Here is an 18,561-nt window from a genome sequence, read left to right on the forward strand (position 1 = left end):
CAGCGTTACTTGCCGCCGAGCAGTCCGCCGACAACGCCGCCTACGGCACCGAGAAGGCCGCCTACGAGACCGCTTACCAGCCCGCCGACCTGATCGACCGTGCCGCCTACGGCACCGAGTTCGCTGGAGAGGTCGAGGTCAAGTCCCAGGGAGAGGCCGCCGCCGACAGCATCGAGCTCGGATGCTTCGAGGGGGCGAATAGTGTCATTGGCAGTCGACATATTTTCTCTCCAAGATGTGTTCGGCAGATCGATTGTTTTCTCGTCGTTCTATGTTTGAAAGCGTTCGGGATTGCTTTCTGTCATCCAGACTACACCTCTTGCCCGATCCATCAAGCCACTATCTCGACCCTTCGATCTTAGTGAGGAACGGATAGACCTATATTGGCGATTGATGATCTATATCTATATGCCTTCGGCGGCGGTGCATAATATCCTGTATCATATCGCCTGCGACAGGCGTTTTTGGCGATTGTTGATCGAAATCGGAGTCAAGGCTGGAATTTTGTGTTGCAGTCCATAAGTGTTGGAAACAAAAGAGCTTTTTTCAGAGAATTGACATTTTGTCGCATGTGAATCGAAGAGACGGGCTCGGCTTGACTGTGGGGAAAATGCTTCTCCCAATGTTGGGGGCGATAGACGCAATGATCTCACGATCCTTCAAAATCAGGTGTACCGGATGAAGAATTCAATCGAGGCCTGAGCAAACGCTCCGCCTGTTCCATAATGCGTGCATGCCGCCATGAGTCGTTTCGATGGACGAAGCAAAAGGACAAGATGCGTCCAATTAGTGGAGTTCTAAACAAGCGGCTCTGTTTGCATCGGTTCGTTGCGTGTCATATCTCTGCATCCGAGGCTGCGACGTGTTGGACAGTGACAGATCGATTTTCTTCGAAATGACACACCGCATTGCCGAAGTCTCCTTTGCCTGTTGCCGGAATATCCTGCGGCAGAGCTGGGAAGTTCTGACGCTTCGATAAGGCACAATCCATTGAGCGGGCTGCAGCACGAGGGTTTCACATGCACCATGAAATCGTGAATGCGGGTTGAGCGGAGTGAGTTCGGTTGCACGCTCGAACTCGATGGCGAGATCGAGGCAGTGCTCCAGACCAGTACGGGGCTCGGCTGGGCCGGTATCGGGTTCTGCGACCTGATGCTCGGTAGCCATGGGACGGCGTCCATCGTCCAGCAAGGCATCCATTTCGCCCTCTCGTTGGCCCCGCAAAGCCAGCACTTCCTGTGGTCCGGGCAGAGCTATCATTTCTCCGAGGACAACATCGTGGTCCTCGAGCCGGGGGCGACCGTGATCGAGAACTGGACCGGTGCGTTTCGCACCATGGTCCTCAAGCTGGCTCCAGAGGCCGTCGAGCGCATTACCGATCTCTCCCTGGCCAAGACGCGCATCCGGACGCAGTTCTTCCCGTCGCGCTCTCAAGTCGCCGCGGGCCATCTCCTGCAGGCAGTCTCGGCCGACCTCGAGACCGGCTGCGCCAACGGTCCTCTGCTGGTAGAAAGCGTATCGGCGACGCTGCTGCAGCTGTTCTCAGGCACCGATGCGCCTCCACACCGCAATGGCCCGACCCTGACTTCGACGCAGGCCGCCATCCTTCGAGAGCTGATTCTCACCCACCTCACCGAACCGCTGAGCCTGCAGTACCTCGCGGATGCGGTCGGTATCAGCGTCGGTCATCTGGTCCGCGCTTTCCGTACGTCATTCGGGGTGACGCCCTACCAGTTCATCCTGCGCGAGCGGGTGAACCGTGCGCAGGACCTTATCGCCACCGGAACGATGAGTCTGAGCGAGATTGTCCCCCTGGCGGGGTTCAGCGATGCGAGCCAGATGTCGAAGACGTTCCGCCGCCTCACGGGACAACCGCCGCGCGCTTTCGTGCGCCGTGCGCGCGACAGCCGGTCCGCCGATGCGGTTGCCGATTAGGTTGGGCGTAGAACCCGCCTCTCCCGGTTGCGTGCCACTGTTCCGGGATGGGGCATCCGTGATGCCGAATCGCATGGGCTATTCGGCCTGACGCTGCGCATCCCCGCCCATCGGCGCGGATCCCGAAACACGAATCCTCGCTGTGCTCGCAGGAAAGCTGAGCTTACCGGGCCTTCAGCACCATCCGGCAGGCTGCGGGAAGGGCCGCCATGGTCATCGGCGGTCTGGGCTTCACCGGCTTCGTGGATTTCGGCGGGTTCAGCACGGCGTCGCTGAACCAGTATGCGAGCTCCTCTCCGCAGCCGTCGCCGGATGGCGGCGGCGCTTGGTCGCCGCATTGGTCGTCCCCAGCCGGGCAGGAGAGGCGGATATGGTAGTGGTAATTGTGCCCGTACATCGGGCGCACCTTGTTGAGCCAGGAGCGGTCGCCCCCCGCCTCCCGGCACAAAGCCTTCTTGATCGCCGGGTTGACGAACAGGCGCGCGACTTCGGGCTGTTGGGCCGTGAGGCGGATCAGCTTGAGGTGCTCCTGCGTCCAGACCTGCGGGTCGATGTCGAGGCGGTCCGCGCGGACCACGTTGGTGGCAGAGGTCTCCTCACGCTCCGCGCGGGTCATGCGGTGGTCGGGCATGGGCGTGAGCCAGACATCGGCGTCGAGGCCGAGCTGATGCGAGGCGTGGCCCGTGAGCATCGGGCCGCCACGAGGCTGGGACATGTCGCCCACGAGAAGCCCGTTCCATCCGACGCGAGGAGCCTTGGCGGCTAGGCGCTCAATGAAATCCACGAGATGCGGTGTGCCCCACATCCGATTCCGGGAGAGGCGCATGACTTGCCAGGTCGGTCCGTCATTGGGCAGGGCCTCGCCGCCGGAAAAGCATCCCTTGGCATAAGAGCCATAGGGCCGGGCGGGGCCGGGTGCCGGTGTCGTCGCCCGCCCGAACAGGGCTTTGGCCGGCGTCGACGGCGCATCGGGATCGGCCAGGGGTGGAAGGGGCTTGGGGTTTACGCTGCCCCTATCCTGGGCCTGTGCGGCCCCTCCACACAAGAGGAAGGCGAGAACCGCGAGGCGGAATGGACGAGAGGTCAGGTGCATGGCGCCAACTTAGTCTATCGGCCGTCGGGCCGTCGAGAGCTCTCGACTATTCCGCCGGTGCGACCGCGATCTTGATCGAATCCGATTTCGCACCGCTGACGACGACGAGAATAGGAGTGGTGCCGAACTGGAACCGGACGCTCTTCGAGACGCCAGGACATCCGGGCCGCATCGTGCTCGCCACGGGCTTGCGCGTCGTCGCGCCGTCCTGGCTCACGTCGATCCAGGCATTGTCCGACAACGTCACCTGATACAGGCCGGGCGTGACGACGGGTGGGATCCGCAAGCTGCCGCCGAACGTGCCGGGCTTCGGTTCCCGCGAAGGCGTCAAGGGAAGATCGGCTCCCGCGACCGGCTTGAGCGCCAGAACGGCGCCCGGCATTTCCGCGGAGAGGGTCGCGCCGGAATCGAGCCGGGGGAGGGAGGGCGCCTCGAACCAAGCCTGCTCCCGCAGGATCGGCCAGTCGAACGTGGTACAGGCGGCAGGATCGGCTTCCTGCTGCGCCCATGCCCGGTCGGCCGAGAGACCCGCACCGGATGCGAGCACCAATCCGGCGATGATGGGGAGCATTCTGCGCATGGCCACTGTCCTGTGAACGGTCGAGGCCCCCTCGATCGTGGAAACGGTTGCGTGGCCGGAAAGGTTTCCCGCAGAGATGTTCTTCGGGAGGGCGCCTATCCGAAGGGTCAAGCCAGGCGCTACGTCCCCCTTGCTGGGCGGGACGGACGCGGGGGTCACTCCTCGTCCGGTTGTTCTACGTCCTCGGACACGGTTCGATGCACGCCCCAGCCGCGCAACGTCTCGTTGAGCTCGTCGAGGACGAAATGGCGGGCGCTGTCCCGGTCGTAGCCCTCTTCGAGATAGGATTCGTATTCGGTGAAGACGTGGCGGGCGAAGGCGACGAGGGCGAGCCATGCCGCGGTCTCGGGGCTCGCATTCCGTAGGCCAGGACTGGCCAGCGCCCGGGCAAGGACGGAATCCGTCTCGAAGGCGGGAAGGCGCGGAGCAAGGATCCGAAGCGCTTCACCGACGGCTTCCGCGCGGGTCATCGAGCCGACTCCCGGAACGTTCCTACTTGTCGTGATGCCCGGCGGCGATCCGATCCGTCAGGGCCATCAGGATGCCGGAGACGACGAAGACCATGTGGAGACCGACGAGCCAGTACAGCTCTCGGTCCGGCGTCGCCTTGATGTCCATGAAGGCTTTCAGCAGCGAGATCGCCGAGATGGCGACGATCGAAGACATCAACTTCAGCTTCAGTCCGGTGAAGTCGATCGTCCCCATCCATTCGGGCCAGTCCTTATGGTCCGTATGATCGATCTTCGAGACGAAGTTCTCGTACCCCGAAAACATCACGATGATGAGCAAGGATGCGGTGAAGGACAGATCGACCAGAGTCAGCACGCCGAGAATGATCTGTGACTCAGTGGCGCTCCACATGTGCAAGACGAAGTGGGCGAGTTCCTGCAGCAGCTTGACCAGCAGCACGACGATGCCGATGCCCAGTGCGGCATAGAAGGGCGCCAGCAGCCAGCGACACGCGAAAAGTACGCGTTCGAAAACCTGTTCGACCATCTGTCCCAAAACCCCCGTCCGACCGGGCGGGGGTTTGCCATGTACCGCCAAGCTCGACAAGGTTCGGGCTTGGATAAGCCGGGCGCCTCAGGCGGCGATCCCGGTTCCGACGGGACAGGTCACTCCGGTGCCGCCTACACCGCAATAGCCAGCCGGGTTCTTGGCAAGGTATTGCTGATGGTAGCCCTCGGCGAAGTAGAACGTATCGAGGGGGACGATCTCCGTCGTGATCTCGCCGAACCCGCGTGCCTTCAACGCCTCTCCGTAGGCCTCCCGAACGCGTCGGGCGGTCTCGGCCTGTGCCTCGTTTGCCGTGTAAATTCCCGAACGGTACTGCGTGCCGACATCGTTGCCCTGGCGCATGCCCTGGGTCGGGTCATGGCTCTCGAAGAACGTCTTGAGCACTGCCTCCAGGGGGCGCACGGCCGGATCGTAGACGACGAGGACAACCTCGTTATGGCCGGTCATGCCCGAGCAGACCTCCTCGTAAGTCGGGTTGGGCGTGAAGCCGCCAGCGTACCCCACCGCCGTCACGACGATTCCGTCCGGCAATTGCCAGAACTTGCGCTCGGTGCCCCAGAAGCAGCCGAGTCCCAGGACGATCTGCTCGGTTCCCTCCGGATAAGGGCCTTTCAGCGGATTGCCGTTGACGAAATGGGTCTCGGTGGTGGGAATCGGCGTCGACCGGCCGGGCAACGCATCGGTGGCGCTCGGCATCTCGGGACGCTTGCGGAAGAACTGGAGCATCGGGGGCCTCCATGAGAGGGCGGGATGTCCCCTATATGGGGTGCCGGCCCCGTTCCTGAATGCCCCGTGTCGAAACGGCCATGCCGCCGGACGTCGATGTCAGGGCCGGCTGAGGAAGCCGATCGGCTCGCGGGGCGGCTGGCCGAGCCAGAGTAGGAAAGCCCCCAGGCCGAGGCCGAGGAGGCAGGCGGGGGCCAGGGTCAGCGGCAGGACGAGGGCTTGCCAAAGCCATGGCGCCACGCTCTCCACCGCGCCCTGAAGCGCGCTTCCGCGCTCCTTGAACAATGTCATCAGCAGGTCGCTCAGGCTGGTGACGCGTACGCCGTTATTGGCGATCGAACGCGCGCCATCATAGACGAGGCCGACAAAGCCCGCCGCGAGGACGACGTATCCGAGGAGGCGGCTGAGAAAGCGGAGCATCGCGGCTTGCACACAAGCCGGCTCCCGTGCCGGCCCTGCGGGATTACGGGCCGCCGTCGCGAGGCGCAAGGTGTCCGAGGCGCACGCCGTCCCGGCAACGAGTGCGCGAGGACTGCCATTGCGCCCCGAGACGCCTCCGTGGCACAGCCCGGCCCAGACATTTCCAGCGGACCAGCGCTTTGCCGACCGAACCCGAAACTCCCACCGAACTGGTGATCTTCGATTGCGACGGCGTATTGGTCGACAGTGAGCCCCTGAGTCTCGGGACGCTGACCGCCGGGCTCAACCGGATCGGCGTCGCCATCGATGTGGATACGGTGAGGGAGCGCTTCGCCGGCACATCCATGACGTCGATCATGGGGCATATCGAGCGCGATTACGGGATCGCCGCGCCCGACGGCTTCGTCGAGGCGGTGAAAGCCGAAACCCTTCGCGCCTTCGACCGCGACCTGCGCGCCATGGAGGGGATCGCGCTGGCGGTGCGGGCGCTGGAGCTTCCGAGCTGCGTCGCGTCCAGCAGCGATCCGGCGCGGCTCGCCCATTCGCTCGGCCTCACCGGCCTGTTGCCCCTGTTTGAGGGCCGTATCTTCTCGGCGACCATGGTCTCCCGCGGCAAGCCGGCTCCCGACCTGTTCCTCCTTGCCGCTGCCGAGATGGGCTTCGCTCCTGGCCGATGCCTCGTGGTGGAGGATAGCGTGCCTGGCGTCACGGCGGCGCGCGCCGCGGGGATGCGCGTCCTGGGCTTCACCGGCGGAGGGCATTGGCTGCACGATTCCACGGGAGCGGACCTGATCGCGGCCGGTGCTGAACGGGTCTACGGGCATCATCGCGACCTTGCCGGCCTGATCGGGCGCGTGGCCGCCGCGTCCGCTTGACCGCGGCGCACTCCAAAAAACCACCCTCCGAAGAAATCGCCTGCGCTTCGTGGGTCCAGGCGTCATTCCTGCCACAAGACTGCATGCATTCGGAAGATGCATCCGTTGACGAAGCGACGTGTTGCTCTCATTTTAGAGGTGCGGTTCCAGACCGGATGGCTTGGTCCGCCGCGGTGATTTGAAGTATGTAGCTTGCGCCGCGTCATCAAACGCTAAAGCACTGCGGAGCGCTCGCGCCTCGTGGTCCTTCATCGAAAGGATGACTTGCCGTGATTGATCGACCCTCGTTCCAAAGTCTCTTTTGTGCCTGCTCCCGCTGTCGAAGCTGACCCACCCGTCAGATCCGATTGCTTTCAGCAGATGGCCGTTAGGCCGCGCCAGGAGACTTCGACACCATGCCCCACTTTCACCAGGACGACGCCCACAGGGCGTTGAACCGATTGCACACGCCTGATGCACGGGCGGATCATCTCGAGGCCCGTGCCCGTAACCGCCTTCATACCGCCCCGCCGCCACGGGTGATCGAAATCGGCGACGTGACGGCCGGAATCGCCGTGCCCGAACGGGGCGGCGTCCGGTTCTTCTCGTCCGGCCGTGATTTCGACCCCCTCGACGGGCTCGTCTTCGCCAGCGTCGAGAAGGCCGCCAAGGCGGCTCGGGACCGTTTCGCGGCTCGTCGCGCGCCGCGCAGGCAGGCCGCCTCGCCCCGCCTCGATCCTGTCCGGGCCGACGCGGGCTTCGACATCCATCGGACCGCGTACGGGCGCTGAGCCTTCGCTCCCCTCGAAGGCGGCCGTTCCGGCGCGGACGCCCGTCCCGGAACGGCCCTCTCACCCCTCGCCGGTTTTGCTAGGCGGGGTTGTGGCCTTGAGGCGCCTCCGGCGTTCGGCTCGGGCGAGTTCGGCCGCATTGGCAAATCCCGTCGCCATGGCGATATCTGCCGAGCTCAGCGCGCTCTCGCGGCGGAGCTGATGGGCCCGGTCGAGCCGCAGGGCGAGATAATGCTGGTGAAGACTGATGCCGATCCGGTTTCTGAAGAGTAGCTCGAGCTGACGGATCGACACGCGGGCGAGATCGGCCAGTCCCTGCCGCGAGAGCGGCGTTTCCAGATTGGCTTCCATCGCGGCGAGGACCCGGAGCAGCCGCGGGTCGCGCACCCCGATCCGCAGGCGGAGGTCCATCCTCTGCGGACTCAGGCCCTCCCGAATCTGGTTGTGCAAAAACCAGTCGCTGACGCCGTTGGCGAGGCCCGGACCGTGGTCGCGCTCGATCAGGTTGAGCATCAGGTCGAGAGCGGCGATGCCGCCCGAGCAGGTGATCCGATCGTCCTGGATCTCGAAGAGGGAGCGCACGACCTCGATATCCGGATAGCGTTCCTCGAAAGCGGGAACATGCTCCCAGTGGAGCGTGCAACGGCGCCCCCTCAGCAGACCCGCACGGGCGAGCAGGTAAGGCCCTCCGGAAATGCCGCCGAGCGTGATCCCCCGCCGGGCGAGATGGCGAAGCCAAGCGGTCAGGGCTGGGTCGTCGAAGGCGGCGGGATTTCCACCCGCGCAGACGAAGACACGGTCGGCGTCGAGCTTGGTGTCGCCGACATCGACATCCGGCAGGATCGCAATTCCGTTGGAAGCCTGGACGGCGCCTCCGCCCGGCGCCGCATGCCACCAGCGGTAGACTTCGCTTTCCAGAAGGGTGTTGGCCGCCCGCATGGGCTCGACCGCGGCCGCGTAGGACATGAGCGGAAAGCCCGGCAGCAAGATGAAGCCGACGGTCAGCGGCGCCGGCTTTTTCGATGCCGTGGCGTCAAGGGCAAGATCGGGCAAGATTCGGGGACTTTGGCGCTAGAGGACGGCCGTTCATTTCTGCGCAAATTGTCCGAATGACGTCGCAAAATGCAAGGGGCGTTAGCCGGCGATACGCTACTCAAGGTGACACCCGCCGCAACCAGCCCCGGAGCATGTCCCGCCATGCGCTATTCCCTCCTCAGCGTCCTGGGTCAGGCCCTGCGTGGCCAGCGTGATTGGAAGCCCCAATGGCGCGATGCCGCGCCCAAGGCCGAGTATGATGTCGTCATCGTCGGTGGCGGCGGCCACGGTCTCGCGACCGCCTATTACCTCGCCAAGGAGCACGGCATCACCAACGTGGCCGTGCTGGAGAAGAGCCATGTCGGCTCCGGCAATGTCGGGCGCAACACCACCATCGTCCGCTCGAACTACGGACTTGCCGGCAACATCCCGTTCTACGAACGGTCGATGAAGCTCTGGGAGGGGCTGGAGCAGGACATCAACTACAACGCCATGGTGAGCCAGCGTGGCGTGCTGAATCTCTACCATTCGGATGCGCAACGCGATGCCTATGCCCGGCGCGGCAACGCCATGCGGATGGCGGGCATCGGTGCCGAACTCCTCGACCGCGAGGGGGTTCGGGGAATGGTGCCGTTCATCGATTTCGACAATGCGCGCTTTCCCGTGAAGGGCGGTCTCCTCCAGCGTCGGGGCGGCACGGTGCGGCACGACGCCGTGGCCTGGGGCTATGCCCGCGCGGCCAGCGACCGGGGCGTCGATATCGTCCAGAACTGCGCCGTCACCGGCATCCGCCGCGAGAACGGGCGGGTGGTCGGGGTCGAGACGAGCCGTGGCTTCATTCGGGCGAAGAAGGTCGCGCTCTCGGTGGCGGGCTCGACATCGCTGCTGGCCTCCATGGCCGATCTGCGCCTGCCGATCGAGAGCCACGTGCTCCAGGCCTTCGTCAGCGAGGGCGTGAAGCCTCTCATCGACACGGTGATGACCTTCGGGGCCGGCCATTTCTACGTCAGCCAGTCGGACAAGGGCGGCCTCGTCTTCGGGGGCGACATCGACGGCTACAATTCCTACGCCCAGCGCGGCAACCTCGCGACGATCGAGGACGTGATGGAGGGCGGCATGGCCCTGTGGCCGGGCCTCGGGCGCCTGCGCCTGCTGCGGCACTGGGGCGGGATCATGGACATGTCCATGGACGGCAGTCCGATCATCGACCGCACTCCGATCGACGGTCTCTATCTCAACGCGGGCTGGTGCTACGGCGGCTTCAAGGCGACCCCGGCGGCGGGGTTCTGCTTTGCCCATCTCATCGCCCGCGACACGTCCCATGAGGACGCCGCCGCCTACCGACTCGACCGCTTCGCCACCGGCCATCTCATCGACGAGAAGGGCATGGGCGCCCAGCCGAACCTGCATTGAGCGCGGATCTGGATTGAGGGAACGACGATCATGCGTATCCGATGCCCCCATTGCGGGCCCCGCGACAACGGCGAGTTCAGCTATCTCGGCGACGCCGCGCCGATCCGGCCCGACGGCATGGAGGTGCCGCCCGCCGCCATGCACGACTACGTCTACCTGCGTGACAACCCGGCCGGCCCCCATCGCGAGCTCTGGTATCACGGCGCCGGCTGCCGCTCCTGGCTCGTGGTCGACCGGGATACGCGCACCCACGAAATCACCGGGGTGTCCTCCGCCCGCGACGTCGCGCTGAGCCGCCGGACAGGAGAGGTCGCATGACCACGCTCACCCTTCGGGATACCGCCTCCCCCAGCGGCGCCTCCCCGGCAACGGCCGTTGGGCAGGGCTTTCGTACCGGGACCGGCGGCATGATCGACCGGCGCCGCCCCCTGGACTTCACCTTCGACGGCCAGCGCTACAGCGGCTTCCAGGGTGATACCCTGGCCTCGGCGCTGTTGGCCAACGGGGTGCGGCTCGTGGGCCGATCGTTCAAGTACCACCGCCCGCGCGGCATCCTCACCGCCGGTTCGGAGGAGCCGAACGCCCTCGTCGAACTGCGCTCGGGCGCACGGCGTGAACCGAACACCCGCGCCACCGTGGCCGAACTCTACGAGGGGCTTGAGGCGTCGAGCCAGAATCGCTGGCCGTCGCTGAAATACGACGCCCTCTCCGTCAACGCCCTGGCGGCGCCGGTCTTCGCGGCGGGGTTCTACTACAAGACCTTCATGTGGCCGGCCGCTCTCTGGGAGAAGCTCTACGAGCCGATGATCCGCCGCGCCGCCGGCCTCGGCCGGGCCGCCCATGCGCCGGATCCCGATACTTACGACAAGGCCTTCGCGTTCTGCGACGTGCTGGTCATCGGGGCCGGACCGGCTGGGCTCGCCGCAGCCCTGGCCGCCGGACGGTCGGGCGCGCGTGTCATCCTCGTCGACGAGGATCACCGGACGGGCGGGCGCCTGCTTGCCGACCGGCGCGAGATCGCCGGCCGATCCGGTGCGGACTGGGCCACGGACACCCTCGCCGAACTGGCGAGCATGCCGGAGGTGCGCATTCTGAGCCGGACCACTCTGTTCGGGGTCTACGATCACGGAGCCTACGGGGCGGTCGAGCGCGTCGGCGATCATCTGGCCGTGCCCCCCGTCCATGCGCCGCGCCAGCGCCTGTGGCGGATCACGGCAAAGCAAGCCATTCTCGCTGCCGGAGCCATCGAGCGCCCTCACGTCTTCGGCGGCAACGACCGGCCCGGCGTGATGCTGGCCGGCGCGGTGCGGACCTACCTCAACCGATACGGCGTGCTCCCGGGCCGGGCCGTCGCGATCTTCACCTCGGGCGATGACGGCTGGCGCACCGTGGCCGATGTCGCCGCGGCGGGCGGACAGGTGGTGGCCGTGATCGATTCCCGCGCATCGGTGCCGGCCGAGCTGCGCCGGGCGGCCGAGGCCGTCGGCGCGCAGGTGATCTGTGATGGCTACGTCACCGGTACGAAGGGGCATCTCGGACTAGAGGCGATCGAGGTGGTGGACACCTATGGCAGCCGCCAGACCATCGCCTGCGACTGCCTCGCCATGGCCAATGGCTGGAATCCGATCGTGCATCTCGATTCGCATCTGTCGCGGCGACCGGTCTGGGACGAGGCGATCCACGCCTTCGTGCCGGGTGCGCTTCCCTCGGGCATGGTGGCCGTCGGGGCGGCGGGCGGGGCCTTCACCCTCGCCTCCTGCCTGGAGACCGGCGGCCGGGCCGGTGCGGAGGCCGCCTCAGCCTGCGGATTCGCGGGCGCCGCGCCCGAGACCCCGAAATCCGATCCCGAGAGCATCGCCCATACGCCGCTGTGGCGCGTGCCGGTATCGAGGGGCAAGGCCTTCGTCGATTTCCAGAACGACGTGGCCGCCTCCGATGTGGAGCTCGCCCATCGCGAGGGCTTTCGCGCGGTGGAGCTCCTGAAGCGCTACACCACCCTCGGCATGGCCACCGACCAGGGCAAGACCTCGAACCTCGCCGGGCTCGGCATCATGGCGGAGCTCACCGGCCAGCCGGTCGCGAGCGTCGGCACCACGATGTTCCGGCCGCCCTTCACCCCCGTCGCCATCGGCGCTTTCGCCGGGCATCACCGGGGCAAGGATTTCCGCGCGACCCGGCATCTCCCATCGCATGCCTGGTGCGAGGAGCAGGGCGCGGTCTTCGTGGAGACCGGCCTGTGGCTTCGTCCGGCCTATTTCCCCAAGGCCGGCGAGAGCGACTGGCTGGAAACGGTCAATCGCGAGGTGAACGCCGTCCGCGCCCATGTCGGCATCTGCGATGTGACGACGTTGGGCAAGATCGACATCCAGGGCCGGGACGCCCTCGCCCTCATCGAGCGGGTCTGCGCCAATCCGTTCGGCACGCTGCCCATGGGCAAGGCGCGCTACGCCGTACTTCTACGTGAGGACGGTTTCGTCCTGGACGACGGCACCATCGCACGGCTGGGCGAGAGCCATTTCGTGATGACGGCCTCCACGGCCAACGCCGCCAAGGTCATGCAGCACCTCGAATTCTGCCATCAATGGCTGTGGCCTGAACTCGACGTGCAGGTGGTCTCGGTGAGCGAGCAGTGGGCGCAATGCGCCGTGGCCGGCCCACGTGCCCGCGACACGTTGCAGGGCATCGTCGACCCCGGTTTCGACCTGTCGAACGAGGCCTTCCCTTTCCTGGCCTGCGCCGACATCACGGTCGGAGGGGGCATCCCCGCGCGGCTGTTCCGCATCTCGTTCTCGGGTGAACTCGCCTACGAACTCGCGGTGCCGGCGGCCTATGGCGACGCTGCCTGGCGTGCGGTCATGGCGGCCGGCTCGGCCCACGGTATCACCGCCTACGGCTCGGAGGCGCTCTCGGTGATGCGCATCGAGAAGGGCCACGCCGCCGGCGCCGAGATCAACGGCCAGACCACGGCACGAGACATCGGCCTCGGCGGCATGCTCGCCAAGAAGAAAGACTATGTCGGCCGCCTGATGAAGGAGCGCCCGGCCCTCGTCGATCCCGATCGGCCGATCCTCGTGGGGTTCCGCCCGGTCGATCGCAGCCAGCGCCTGCGCGCGGGGGCGCGGTTCCTGGCCGTCGGCGCCGCCCCGAGCCTCGCGGCCGATGAGGGTGTCATGACCTCCGTCGCCTATTCGCCGAGCCTCAGGCACTGGATCGGGCTCGGGTTGATCCGGCGCGGCGCCGAGCGCCATGGGACGCGCGTGCGCGCCTACGATCCGGTGCGCGACGGGGATGTCGAAGTCGAGATCTGCTCACCGGTCTTCGTCGACCCGAAAGAAGAGAAGCTGCGTGTCTGATGCACTCGAGACGACATGGCGGCCGAAGAGCGCCTGGGCGGGGATCGCGCGGATCGGCCGGCACGGCCGCCCGGGCGGCGAGCCCGGTCTCACCCTGACCCTGCGCGACGAATTCGGGCTTGCCACCGTGATCGCGGTGAAGGGCCGGACCGACGCCCTGCAGCAGGTTCTGGGCGAGCGCTTCGGCTGGTCGCTGCCCGATACGGGGACTGCCAGTCTCACGGGAGAGCGGGGATTGGTCTGGTCCGGACCGGATCAATGGCTCGCTCTCTTCGAGACGCGCCAAGAGATGGCGGGCCTCGGCGAGGCGTTGCAGGGTATTGCCGCGGTCACCGACCAGAGCGACGCCCGCGCGATCATCCGCGTGTCCGGGCCGGACGCCCGGGCGTTCCTCGCCAAAGGCCTCGCCATCGACCTTCATCCCCGTGCCTTCCAGCCGGGGCAGGTGGCCGTCACCGCCCTTGCGCATATGAGCGCGCAGGTTTGGCAGCGGGACGCTTCCCCCACCTACGACCTCGCCGTGGCGCGCAGCTTCGCCGGCAGCGTCTGGTCGTGGCTGAGCCATGCCGCGGCTGAGTTCGGCTACGACGTTCGCAACGCGGCGCCGTGAGCGGCGCAGGCCGGTTCCCAACCCGGATGCTTCAGCTGCGCGGGTAGATGATGACGGACAGGTAGGTCATCGGCGTCTTGATCAGTTTGGCCGGCCCGTGCGAGGCCGCCGAATCGAACAGGAGCGAGTCCCCCGGCTGCAGCGTATAATCGTGCTTGTCATGGCGATAGATGACTTCACCGGTCAGCATATAGATGAACTCGGTCCCACCATGCCGGAACTCCGTATAGGACTCGGCATCGTTCTCCAGGGTGATGAGATAGGGCTCGACGACGATCTCGCCGCGCAGGCCCGCCCCGAGCAGTTCGTAGAGATGTCCGGCCTTCGTGCCGCGCCGTTCGATGACGACGCCCTGTCCGCGCTTGACGAAGGAGCAGTCGCGGCTCTCCTCAAAGGCCGAGAACAACACGGTGATGGGCACGTTCAACGCCTTCGCCACAGCGTTGATCGACGACAGCGACGGCGAAATCTGCCCGTTCTCCATTTTGGAGATCATGCCGGGTGATATCCCGGCCGCCGTGCCGAGATCGGCTACAGAGAGGTCGCGCTCGCGCCGGAACAGGCGGATCTGGTGGCCAAGTGCCCGCTCGAGTGTGCGCTTGTCGTCGACCGGTGCGTTAGAGGCGGTGTTCAGCATCCGGTTTCTGATCTCGCCCTCATCGCAACACGCATCGAGCACGACGCGGGGCTCAGGAGCCATCATGTCGGCACAGGATTCACGTCTAACACCGGAATACCGCATCGAACAGATTGCGCGATTACCGGTGAGGCGATCCGACTCATGATTGTCGATGGCGGGATCTGTGTGGTTGGTTCCTTTGCCCGACACATCAGCCGATCAGGCGCACCGAATCGCGAAACCCGTCCGTGTAGAAAAGATGGTGTGCGAGCGGACGCGTTGCTTCGGAGAAGACGTCCAGTCCGCCTCGAGTGAAGGCGGGCGCCCGTTTCCGGACGATCGCCTGCACAGGCCGTGGGTCAGGATGCCGAAGTGGTCGAGCGTGACGTGGAACCATAGGATGTCACCGCACGCAGGCGCGCGATCCGGTAAGCGTCGGGGATCGAGAGGGCCCAGACGAACACGCCGGCGGCGTGACGACCGATGACATCCACATCCGGCGACGCGAATTTCGTGGTCAGCCACGCCCCCACCAGAGTGAAGAACGCGAATCCCAAGCCGCGTTGTGCCTTTCCGAGCAGCACATGGCCCATGCCGGGAAGCACGATGGCCGCCGCGAGGACCAGATAGGGGTTAGGCTGCGGCGCGCGCAGGGGCTTCTTCGGATCCATGGACTGCATCTTCTCCGGTAAGGCTCCGGACGAGGCCGGTTGCTTGGGCGAGCAGAGGCCGCAACTGCTCCGGACCGATCTGCGTCATGGAAAAACGGTTCTCGCGCAGGAGCAGGTAGGCACCGCGTTCGCCCTGGCAGAGCTGGCTGACGATCCGGATCCCCCGAGGCGTGAGCAGCACTTCCTTCACGCGTGGCTCGGCGAGAATGGTCGCGATTGTGCCGGAGGCACGGGCAAGGAGGGGGGCGGCACCGAGCGATCCCCGCACCAGTGTCTCGCCCGGCCAGCCTTCCGGCACATCGTAGCGCGCCGGGAGATTGTCCGCCGGGGCATAGAATTCGGCACCCACCACGCGCCTGAGGATGTCGATCGTGCCGCGAACGCCTGTCGCATGATGCACCGAGACGCTGAGCCAGAGCTGCGGAAGGCGCCGGAAGGCAAGGGCTTCCGGGATGACCCTGATCTCGACCGGCATGCCCAGGAACCGGCCCGCGAGAGTTCCGAAGCCCGTCGGGTCGCGGCCATGGACCGGCTTCGCCAGAAGGTCTTCGCAGGGTCGGAGCATTCCGGCCCGTTCCGCCGAGGCCGTCCGGCCGCGCCGGAAGAGCGCGTAGCCGACGGCACCCAGTGTCGGGAGGGCGAGGAGGTCGATCATTCCGGCCTCAATAGCCGCGCGGCTTTGGCCAGTGCATCGTGAACTGGTCGCCGCGCCGGACATACTTGTAGCGGTGCAGCACGAACCAGGCGGAGGCGATGATGTAGAAGGTCATCATCGCAACGAGCTGCGTTCCGTAGCCGAGGAACACCGCGACGTAGGTGACACTGCACAGAAGCAGAAGCAGAAGGCACGGCAGCGGATGGAGCGGATGGACGTAGCCTCTCTGAATGGTGCCGAGAGGCCACTTCCGACGGAACAGGACGATGGAGAGCGCCATCAGCGTGTAGCCGAGCAGCCCGGACAGGATCGAGAAGGTGATGGTCTGGTCGAGCGGCGTCGAGACCGCGAACATGATCGCCACCGGCACGAAGAAGACGATCGACCGGTAGGGTGTGTGGTAGGCGGGGTGCACCGCACCGAACCAGGCCGGCATGTAACGGTCGCGCCCCATGGCGAACCAGGCCCGCGAGGCGTCGTTGATGCAGCCATTGGCCGAGGCGACGGTGGCGAACAGGGTGCCGAAGAACAGAAACACTTCGAGCCAGCGATTCCCCGTGAGACGCCCGGCATCGTAGAGCGGCGTCACGGCCTGGCCGAGATATTCCCAGGGCATCAGCCCAGAGCAGACGTACCAAGTGGCCGTCGCGGCGATCAGGAGGGTCATCATCCCCGTCATGGTGCCCAGCGGCAGGGCACGGGCGGGCGAGCGCACCTCCTCCGCGGCCTGCGTCGTTCCCTCGATGCCGAGGTAGAACCACAGGCCGAAATGCATGGCGGCGAGGATGCCGAGATTCCCGTAGGGCAGGCCGACCAAGAGGGCATCGTGCTGCAGCACTGCGCCCGGCGCCCAGGGTTGGGTCGCCACGAAGAGCACCACGATGGCGAGGAAGGCAGCGGCCGTGATCAGCAGGTTCATCGTCAACGATGCGAGCACGCCGCGATAGTTCAGGAAAGCGAGGGCCACGATGGTGAGCACCATGAACGCGCGCTTGTCGACGGTGCCCGCGACGCCGAGATTGGCCATGAACGCTTCGATCAGATCCCCGGTCACGATGGCGTTCGAGACCTCGAGCATCGTGTAGGCCATCACGAGGTAGAGGCCGACATTGAAGGCCGCGAGCGGCCCGATGATGTGCTTGGCCTGCGCGTACTGGCCGCCCGCGGCGGCCACCGTGGAGGTAATCTCGGAATCGATCATGGCCACGCAGGTGTAGAGGATCCCGGCGAGCCAGCAGGCGGTCAGCGCCGCGACCGGCCCCCCCTTCCCGACGGCGAAGTTCCAACCCATGAACTCGCCCACCAGCACGATCCCGACGCCGAGCGCCCAGACATGGCCGGGCCCGAGCACGCGCAAGAGCGCGATCTTCCTGGCGGGCACAGCGGCCGATACTGACGACACGTCTGGCAGCGAGACTTTCGGGGTCTGGAATCCAGGCGGAGTGGCGATCTGAACATCCTGCATCACGACCTCGCTGCCTGTTCGCCGACATCGGCATCAACGATCTCGCCCTCCTCGGACGAGAGGAGGTAGTCCTCTCCGAAGGCTCGGTTGGTGCGCACCAGATCGACGGCCATCCAGAGCGCAAGGGCTCCGGCGATCGCCCAGGCACTCCAGTTCATGATCACGACCATGACGGATATCCTCGTAGGAAATGAACGGGCTGACTGCGACCGCGGCCAGTGAGGCTCAGCGAGGCTCTACTGTCTTACTCGGGTCATCGTCGCCGAAGCGCTCGGCGATGACTTCGCGGTACTCGTGGTCGGAGTAGCGGAACATGAAGACGAAGTAGGCCACGATGATCAGCGCCGTGAATGCCAGGGCCGTCCAGTTGAAGTTATAGTCGAATCGGGTCCCGATGATCGTCGCGGCCTTCTCTGGCGCGATGCCCAGCTTCTCCCACTGAGCCGCCATGACCGCGTTCTGTCCCAGTGATTCCCAGGATGGATTCGGATATTCCGTCGTGGTCGTGCCGCCGCCGGCCAGCTTGAGCCAAAGCGGCAGGTAGAGTGTGATGAACACAAGAATGAGCATCAGGATCGCATCGAAAATCTGCCCGATGATCGGCTGACTCGGCGGCTCGTAGGGAACCTTTTTCATTCGGTTGCTCCTTTGTGCTGCCGCGCTTTGCGGATCTGGTCGAGATAATAGATGTCGGTGCCGTAGATTGCGGACTTGTCTTCACTGTAGTGACGGATCATCGCGAAGGTGGATGCTGTGTTGAGGAAGAGCACGATGGCGCCAAGGATCGCCATCGGGATGAGCAGGCTGGCGCTCTCGAAAGCTTTCCACATGCTCCAGAACGTGAAGGCATAGATCAGCCAGACCGCGACCACGGCGAACGCGGCGGCTGCGCTGTCGCGTCTGAACATGGATGAAATGCGGGGATCCTGATTCACGGCATGTCCTCCTTCGTAAATTTTCTTTTTGAGAACCCAGGGTTCCTTTCTGGAAAGATCCTGCCGAGAATAGGCCCTTGTCAATGCCTAAATTGGTGGCGCAGTGCACGTGTATTGAACTTTCTTGCCTGTCCCTTGAGAGAGTCAACTGTTTCTCAGCCGTCGCTTGATGGTGGAGAGGGGTGGGCGGTGACCTCGTCACTCGCTCGCGAGCCATCACTTTCTCTTATGATGAAGGTACACATTCTCCGTTCGTCAGGACTTGACGGCCTCACGCTTTTCGCGAAACCCTATTTCTTGAAGGGAATTTTTCGTCGTTCCGGCGAGCAGGTGTTCTCGTCGCTACAGGTCGCGTCGGACCTATTTGACGAGGATAGGCGTATCGTAAC

Annotated in this window: 22 protein-coding genes; 7 read left to right on the top strand and 15 right to left on the bottom strand. The window is 65.3% G+C overall.

Features of this window, described 5'->3' with window-relative positions; genetic code table 11:
* Nucleotides 1–5: 5 nt before the first annotated feature.
* Nucleotides 6–221: a hypothetical protein gene (locus ACYQR9_RS05795; protein WP_461228998.1), complete on the bottom strand. Its 216-nt coding sequence runs from the start codon at nucleotides 219–221 to the stop codon at nucleotides 6–8.
* A gap of 817 nt (nucleotides 222–1,038) precedes the next feature.
* On the opposite strand from ACYQR9_RS05795, the gene ACYQR9_RS05800 reads away from it, so the two are divergent.
* Nucleotides 1,039–1,935: a helix-turn-helix domain-containing protein gene (locus ACYQR9_RS05800; RefSeq protein ID WP_056428474.1), complete on the top strand. Its 897-nt coding sequence runs from the start codon at nucleotides 1,039–1,041 to the stop codon at nucleotides 1,933–1,935.
* A 163-nt stretch (nucleotides 1,936–2,098) separates the two neighbouring features.
* On the opposite strand, the gene mepA is transcribed toward ACYQR9_RS05800, so the two are convergent.
* The 6 genes from mepA to ACYQR9_RS05830 form a co-directional block, all read right to left on the bottom strand.
* A complete protein-coding gene (mepA, locus tag ACYQR9_RS05805) occupies nucleotides 2,099–3,028 on the bottom strand; it encodes a penicillin-insensitive murein endopeptidase (protein WP_461228999.1) in 930 nt (309 codons plus the stop codon).
* 46 nt (nucleotides 3,029–3,074) lie between these two features.
* Nucleotides 3,075–3,608: a hypothetical protein gene (locus ACYQR9_RS05810; protein ID WP_461229000.1), complete on the bottom strand. Its 534-nt coding sequence runs from the start codon at nucleotides 3,606–3,608 to the stop codon at nucleotides 3,075–3,077.
* A 155-nt stretch (nucleotides 3,609–3,763) separates the two neighbouring features.
* Nucleotides 3,764–4,078, bottom strand: a complete 315-nt coding sequence (locus ACYQR9_RS05815; protein WP_461229001.1) for a DUF2293 domain-containing protein — start codon at nucleotides 4,076–4,078, stop codon at nucleotides 3,764–3,766.
* Between the two features lie 22 nt (nucleotides 4,079–4,100).
* Complete coding sequence (locus tag ACYQR9_RS05820) at nucleotides 4,101–4,604, bottom strand: TIGR00645 family protein (RefSeq protein ID WP_207410888.1); 504 nt, start codon at nucleotides 4,602–4,604, stop codon at nucleotides 4,101–4,103.
* A gap of 87 nt (nucleotides 4,605–4,691) precedes the next feature.
* Nucleotides 4,692–5,351: a peptide-methionine (S)-S-oxide reductase MsrA gene (gene msrA / locus ACYQR9_RS05825; protein ID WP_461229002.1), complete on the bottom strand. Its 660-nt coding sequence runs from the start codon at nucleotides 5,349–5,351 to the stop codon at nucleotides 4,692–4,694.
* A gap of 99 nt (nucleotides 5,352–5,450) precedes the next feature.
* Entirely contained in the window at nucleotides 5,451–5,771 is a 321-nt protein-coding gene (locus tag ACYQR9_RS05830; protein WP_056428459.1) for a hypothetical protein, read from the bottom strand.
* Between the two features lie 179 nt (nucleotides 5,772–5,950).
* On the opposite strand from ACYQR9_RS05830, the gene ACYQR9_RS05835 reads away from it, so the two are divergent.
* Nucleotides 5,951–6,646 carry an HAD family hydrolase gene (locus tag ACYQR9_RS05835; RefSeq protein WP_461229003.1) on the top strand — a complete coding sequence of 232 codons (696 nt, stop codon included), beginning with the start codon at nucleotides 5,951–5,953 and terminating at the stop codon, nucleotides 6,644–6,646.
* 395 nt (nucleotides 6,647–7,041) lie between these two features.
* Complete coding sequence (locus tag ACYQR9_RS05840; protein WP_207411028.1) at nucleotides 7,042–7,416, top strand: hypothetical protein; 375 nt, start codon at nucleotides 7,042–7,044, stop codon at nucleotides 7,414–7,416.
* Nucleotides 7,417–7,476: 60 nt separating this feature from the next.
* Here ACYQR9_RS05840 and ACYQR9_RS05845 read toward each other — a convergent pair whose 3' ends face one another.
* Nucleotides 7,477–8,382 carry a GlxA family transcriptional regulator gene (locus tag ACYQR9_RS05845; protein WP_246747779.1) on the bottom strand — a complete coding sequence of 302 codons (906 nt, stop codon included), beginning with the start codon at nucleotides 8,380–8,382 and terminating at the stop codon, nucleotides 7,477–7,479.
* A 231-nt stretch (nucleotides 8,383–8,613) separates the two neighbouring features.
* Between ACYQR9_RS05845 and ACYQR9_RS05850 the strand changes: the two genes are divergently transcribed.
* From ACYQR9_RS05850 to ACYQR9_RS05865, 4 genes are read left to right on the top strand one after another with little or no spacing between them, the layout of a single operon-like run.
* Nucleotides 8,614–9,864, top strand: coding sequence for a sarcosine oxidase subunit beta family protein (locus ACYQR9_RS05850; protein ID WP_461229004.1), 1,251 nt, complete (start codon nucleotides 8,614–8,616; stop codon nucleotides 9,862–9,864).
* Between the two features lie 30 nt (nucleotides 9,865–9,894).
* Nucleotides 9,895–10,182, top strand: a complete 288-nt coding sequence (locus ACYQR9_RS05855) for a sarcosine oxidase subunit delta (protein WP_018045590.1) — start codon at nucleotides 9,895–9,897, stop codon at nucleotides 10,180–10,182.
* Nucleotides 10,179–13,217, top strand: coding sequence for a sarcosine oxidase subunit alpha family protein (locus ACYQR9_RS05860; protein WP_461229005.1), 3,039 nt, complete (start codon nucleotides 10,179–10,181; stop codon nucleotides 13,215–13,217). Before ACYQR9_RS05855 ends, ACYQR9_RS05860 begins: the two co-directional genes overlap by 4 nt.
* On the top strand, nucleotides 13,210–13,827 hold the full coding sequence (locus ACYQR9_RS05865) for a sarcosine oxidase subunit gamma (protein ID WP_461229006.1): 618 nt from the start codon (nucleotides 13,210–13,212) through the stop codon (nucleotides 13,825–13,827). Before ACYQR9_RS05860 ends, ACYQR9_RS05865 begins: the two co-directional genes overlap by 8 nt.
* 31 nt (nucleotides 13,828–13,858) lie before the next feature.
* Here ACYQR9_RS05865 and ACYQR9_RS05870 read toward each other — a convergent pair whose 3' ends face one another.
* The 7 genes from ACYQR9_RS05870 to ACYQR9_RS05900 form a co-directional block, all read right to left on the bottom strand.
* Nucleotides 13,859–14,464, bottom strand: coding sequence for a helix-turn-helix domain-containing protein (locus tag ACYQR9_RS05870; RefSeq protein WP_056454447.1), 606 nt, complete (start codon nucleotides 14,462–14,464; stop codon nucleotides 13,859–13,861).
* Nucleotides 14,465–14,805: 341 nt separating this feature from the next.
* Nucleotides 14,806–15,117 (bottom strand): hypothetical protein, encoded by a 312-nt coding sequence (locus ACYQR9_RS05875; protein ID WP_461229007.1) that lies wholly within the window; start codon nucleotides 15,115–15,117, stop codon nucleotides 14,806–14,808.
* Nucleotides 15,080–15,772 (bottom strand): hypothetical protein, encoded by a 693-nt coding sequence (locus ACYQR9_RS05880; protein WP_461229008.1) that lies wholly within the window; start codon nucleotides 15,770–15,772, stop codon nucleotides 15,080–15,082. Before ACYQR9_RS05880 ends, ACYQR9_RS05875 begins: the two co-directional genes overlap by 38 nt.
* Before the next feature lie 7 nt (nucleotides 15,773–15,779).
* Entirely contained in the window at nucleotides 15,780–17,237 is a 1,458-nt protein-coding gene (locus ACYQR9_RS05885) for an APC family permease (RefSeq protein WP_461221498.1), read from the bottom strand.
* Complete coding sequence (locus ACYQR9_RS05890; protein ID WP_461221497.1) at nucleotides 17,237–17,407, bottom strand: hypothetical protein; 171 nt, start codon at nucleotides 17,405–17,407, stop codon at nucleotides 17,237–17,239. The genes ACYQR9_RS05885 and ACYQR9_RS05890 overlap by 1 nt, the downstream gene beginning before the upstream one ends.
* Nucleotides 17,408–17,462: 55 nt before the next feature.
* On the bottom strand, nucleotides 17,463–17,873 hold the full coding sequence (locus ACYQR9_RS05895; protein WP_311276537.1) for a hypothetical protein: 411 nt from the start codon (nucleotides 17,871–17,873) through the stop codon (nucleotides 17,463–17,465).
* A complete protein-coding gene (locus ACYQR9_RS05900) occupies nucleotides 17,870–18,172 on the bottom strand; it encodes a hypothetical protein (protein WP_461229009.1) in 303 nt (100 codons plus the stop codon). The genes ACYQR9_RS05895 and ACYQR9_RS05900 overlap by 4 nt, the downstream gene beginning before the upstream one ends.
* Nucleotides 18,173–18,561: the final 389 nt, after the last annotated feature.

This window comes from Methylobacterium sp. CM6241 (genome assembly GCF_054817845.1).

What these genes read in the sequence shown, in the direction of transcription:
- ACYQR9_RS05895 (WP_311276537.1), bottom strand. Translation starts at nt 17,873, where the DNA reads ATGAAAAAGGTTCCCTACGAGCCGCCGAGTCAGCCGATCATCGGGCAG.
- ACYQR9_RS05860 (WP_461229005.1), top strand. Translation starts at nt 10,179, where the DNA reads ATGACCACGCTCACCCTTCGGGATACCGCCTCCCCCAGCGGCGCCTCC.
- msrA (WP_461229002.1), bottom strand. Translation starts at nt 5,351, where the DNA reads ATGCTCCAGTTCTTCCGCAAGCGTCCCGAGATGCCGAGCGCCACCGAT.
- ACYQR9_RS05830 (WP_056428459.1), bottom strand. Translation starts at nt 5,771, where the DNA reads ATGCTCCGCTTTCTCAGCCGCCTCCTCGGATACGTCGTCCTCGCGGCG.
- ACYQR9_RS05880 (WP_461229008.1), bottom strand. Translation starts at nt 15,772, where the DNA reads ATGATCGACCTCCTCGCCCTCCCGACACTGGGTGCCGTCGGCTACGCG.
- mepA (WP_461228999.1), bottom strand. Translation starts at nt 3,028, where the DNA reads ATGCACCTGACCTCTCGTCCATTCCGCCTCGCGGTTCTCGCCTTCCTC.
- ACYQR9_RS05840 (WP_207411028.1), top strand. Translation starts at nt 7,042, where the DNA reads ATGCCCCACTTTCACCAGGACGACGCCCACAGGGCGTTGAACCGATTG.
- ACYQR9_RS05845 (WP_246747779.1), bottom strand. Translation starts at nt 8,382, where the DNA reads ATGTCCTACGCGGCCGCGGTCGAGCCCATGCGGGCGGCCAACACCCTT.
- ACYQR9_RS05870 (WP_056454447.1), bottom strand. Translation starts at nt 14,464, where the DNA reads ATGCTGAACACCGCCTCTAACGCACCGGTCGACGACAAGCGCACACTC.
- ACYQR9_RS05875 (WP_461229007.1), bottom strand. Translation starts at nt 15,117, where the DNA reads ATGGATCCGAAGAAGCCCCTGCGCGCGCCGCAGCCTAACCCCTATCTG.
- ACYQR9_RS05890 (WP_461221497.1), bottom strand. Translation starts at nt 17,407, where the DNA reads ATGGTCGTGATCATGAACTGGAGTGCCTGGGCGATCGCCGGAGCCCTT.
- ACYQR9_RS05850 (WP_461229004.1), top strand. Translation starts at nt 8,614, where the DNA reads ATGCGCTATTCCCTCCTCAGCGTCCTGGGTCAGGCCCTGCGTGGCCAG.
- ACYQR9_RS05810 (WP_461229000.1), bottom strand. Translation starts at nt 3,608, where the DNA reads ATGCGCAGAATGCTCCCCATCATCGCCGGATTGGTGCTCGCATCCGGT.
- ACYQR9_RS05855 (WP_018045590.1), top strand. Translation starts at nt 9,895, where the DNA reads ATGCGTATCCGATGCCCCCATTGCGGGCCCCGCGACAACGGCGAGTTC.
- ACYQR9_RS05820 (WP_207410888.1), bottom strand. Translation starts at nt 4,604, where the DNA reads ATGGTCGAACAGGTTTTCGAACGCGTACTTTTCGCGTGTCGCTGGCTG.
- ACYQR9_RS05885 (WP_461221498.1), bottom strand. Translation starts at nt 17,237, where the DNA reads ATGCAGGATGTTCAGATCGCCACTCCGCCTGGATTCCAGACCCCGAAA.
- ACYQR9_RS05795 (WP_461228998.1), bottom strand. Translation starts at nt 221, where the DNA reads ATGTCGACTGCCAATGACACTATTCGCCCCCTCGAAGCATCCGAGCTC.
- ACYQR9_RS05800 (WP_056428474.1), top strand. Translation starts at nt 1,039, where the DNA reads ATGCGGGTTGAGCGGAGTGAGTTCGGTTGCACGCTCGAACTCGATGGC.
- ACYQR9_RS05815 (WP_461229001.1), bottom strand. Translation starts at nt 4,078, where the DNA reads ATGACCCGCGCGGAAGCCGTCGGTGAAGCGCTTCGGATCCTTGCTCCG.